The sequence below is a fragment of the Ruegeria sp. O5 genome (assembly GCF_056535105.1).
The window spans coordinates 1-3,000 of the sequence record NZ_JBQERN010000041.1 but is presented as its reverse complement, the minus strand read 5'-3'; the positions used below and the strand labels follow the sequence as shown (position 1 = coordinate 3,000).

Annotated in this window: 3 protein-coding genes; all 3 read left to right on the top strand. The window is 62.3% G+C overall.

The window, feature by feature from the left end:
* Positions 1–3 precede the first annotated feature (3 nt).
* From ACR0M3_RS19930 to folD, 3 genes are read left to right on the top strand one after another with little or no spacing between them, the layout of a single operon-like run.
* Positions 4–1,680, top strand: a complete 1,677-nt coding sequence (locus ACR0M3_RS19930; protein WP_480912402.1) for a formate--tetrahydrofolate ligase — start codon at positions 4–6, stop codon at positions 1,678–1,680.
* 55 nt (positions 1,681–1,735) lie between these two features.
* Complete coding sequence (locus ACR0M3_RS19925) at positions 1,736–2,041, top strand: chorismate mutase (protein ID WP_480473724.1); 306 nt, start codon at positions 1,736–1,738, stop codon at positions 2,039–2,041.
* A 51-nt stretch (positions 2,042–2,092) separates the two neighbouring features.
* Positions 2,093–2,983: a bifunctional methylenetetrahydrofolate dehydrogenase/methenyltetrahydrofolate cyclohydrolase FolD gene (gene folD / locus ACR0M3_RS19920; RefSeq protein ID WP_209505538.1), complete on the top strand. Its 891-nt coding sequence runs from the start codon at positions 2,093–2,095 to the stop codon at positions 2,981–2,983.
* Positions 2,984–3,000 lie beyond the last annotated feature (17 nt).

The following is a 3,000-nucleotide window of genomic DNA, read 5'->3' as shown; positions in this document are numbered from 1 at the left end:
CCAATGAGCTATAAATCCGACATCGAAATTGCGCGTGAAGCGAATAAGAAGCCGATCCAGGAGATCGGCGCGAAGCTTGGAATATCCAGTGATGATCTTTTGCCGTATGGGCATGACAAGGCGAAGGTGAGCCAGGAGTTCATCAACTCGGTGCAGGGTCGTGAGGACGGCAAGCTGGTGCTGGTGACGGCGATCAACCCGACGCCTGCGGGTGAGGGCAAGACGACCACAACGGTTGGTCTGGGTGACGGTCTGAACCGGATCGGCAAGAATGCGATGATCTGTATCCGCGAGGCCTCGCTGGGTCCGAACTTCGGCATGAAGGGCGGCGCTGCGGGTGGCGGCTATGCGCAGGTTGTTCCGATGGAAGAGATGAACCTGCACTTCACCGGCGATTTTCACGCGATCACCTCGGCCCATTCGCTGCTGTCGGCGATGATCGACAACCACATCTACTGGGGCAATGAATGCGAGATTGACACCCGCCGGGTCGCATGGCGTCGTGTGGTCGACATGAACGACCGTGCCCTGCGCCAGATCACCGCCAGCCTGGGCGGCGTGTCGAACGGGTTCCCGCGTGAAACAGGTTTTGACATCACCGTGGCGTCCGAGGTCATGGCGATCCTGTGTCTGGCCAACGACCTGAAGGATCTGGAAAAGCGTCTGGGTGACATCATCGTGGCCTATCGCCGCGACAAGACCCCGGTCTACTGCCGCGACATCAAGGCCGAAGGCGCGATGACCGTTCTGCTGAAAGACGCGATGCAGCCGAACCTGGTGCAGACGCTGGAAAACAACCCGGCCTTTGTCCACGGTGGCCCGTTCGCGAACATCGCGCATGGCTGCAACTCGGTGATCGCGACCAAGACCGCGCTGAAAGTGGCTGACTATGTGGTGACCGAGGCGGGCTTTGGTGCCGATCTGGGTGCCGAGAAGTTCATGAACATCAAGTGTCGCAAGGCGGGCATTGCGCCCTCTGCCGTGGTTCTGGTTGCCACCGTGCGGGCGATGAAGATGAATGGCGGTGTCGCCAAGGCCGATCTGGGCGCGGAAAACGTCGCCGCGGTCAAGGCGGGCTGCGCCAACCTGGGCCGCCATATCGAGAACGTGAAGTCGTTCGGTGTGCCGGTTGTTGTCGCCATCAACCACTTTGTCACCGACACCGATGCCGAGGTTCAGGCGGTGAAGGATTATTGTTCCTCTCACGGGGTCGAGGCGGTTCTGTCGCGCCACTGGGAACTGGGCTCGGAAGGCTCTGCCGATCTGGCCCGCAAGGTTGTGGAAATCGTCGAAGGGGGGTCTGCGAACTTCGCGCCGATCTACCCCGACGAGATGCCGCTGTTTGAGAAGATCGAAACCATCGCCAAGCGCATCTACCGCGCCGACGAGGTTCTGGCCGACAACAAGATCCGCACGCAGCTGAAAGAATGGGAAGCTGCGGGGTATGGCAACCTGCCGGTCTGCATGGCGAAAACCCAGTACAGCTTCTCGACCGACCCGAGCTTGCGGGGCGCGCCCACCGGCCATTCGGTGCCGGTGCGTGAAGTCCGCCTGAGCGCGGGCGCGGGCTTTATCGTGGTTGTCTGCGGTGAGATCATGACCATGCCGGGCCTGCCCCGCAAACCGGCCGCGGAAACCATCTGCCTCAATGACGCAGGTGAGATCGAGGGCTTGTTCTAAGCCGCTGAATAAGACATCTCGTGGTCCGGGACCCCCGGGCCATGAGGAGACGATGATGCCCACTCTGACACCGCCGCAGGACTGCCATTCGATGCGGGATCTGCGGGTTCAGATCGACAGGCTGGACCGCCAGCTGATCGGGATGCTGGTGAGGCGCGCAAGCTATATCGACCGCGCGTCTGAGCTGAAGCCGGGCGAGGGCCTGCCCGCCCGCATCCCGGACCGGGTCGAGGATGTGGTGCAAAAGGTGCGCGCCAGTTCGCAGGCGGCGGGGATGGACCCCGATTTGTCCGAAACGCTCTGGCGCATTCTGATTGACTGGTCGATTGCACGTGAGGAACGTGTGCTCGGCCCCGAGTAAAGACCGGGCGCGTTCTGCGCCCGTTTGGGTTTTGAAAGAAGGGACCAAAGGATGGTAGCGCAGGTTATCGACGGGAAGGCCTTTGCCGCCAAAGTGCGCGCGCAGGTGGCCGATCAGGTTGCAAAGCTGAAAGAGGAAAACGGCATCACCCCCGGCCTGGCCGTGGTTCTGGTGGGCGAGGATCCGGCCAGCCAGGTCTATGTCCGCTCGAAGGGCAAGATGACCGTCGAGGTCGGCATGAACTCGTATGAGCACAAGCTGGATGCGGAGACCTCGGAGGCAGAGCTGCTGGCGCTGATCGACAAACTGAACACCGACCCGGCGGTGCATGGCATTCTGGTCCAGTTGCCGCTGCCCAAGCACCTGAACGAGGATCTGGTGATCAATTCGATCGATCCGGCCAAGGATGTAGACGGTTTCCATATCTCGAACGTGGGCCTTTTGGGCACCGGTCAGAAATCGATGGTGCCCTGCACCCCGCTGGGCTGCCTGATGATGCTGCGCGATCACCACGGGTCGCTGTCGGGCATGGATGCGGTTGTCATCGGTCGCTCGAACATCGTGGGCAAGCCGATGGCGCAGCTGCTGCTGGGGGACAGCTGCACCGTGACCATCGCGCATTCGCGCACCAAAGATCTGCCGGATGTGGTCCGCCGCGCCGATATCGTCGTGGCCGCTGTCGGTCGCCCCGAAATGGTGCCTGGCGACTGGATCAAGGAAGGCGCCACCGTGATCGACGTGGGCATCAACCGCATCGAGCGGGATGGCAAGACCAAGCTGGTCGGCGACGTCGATTATGCCAGCGCTGCCGAACGCGCCGGCGCCATCACCCCCGTCCCCGGCGGCGTCGGCCCCATGACCATCGCCTGCCTGCTGGCCAACACCCTCACCGCCTGCTGCCGCGCAAACAAACTCCCCGAACCAGAAGGCCTGACCGCGTGATATACGCGGGGGCCGGA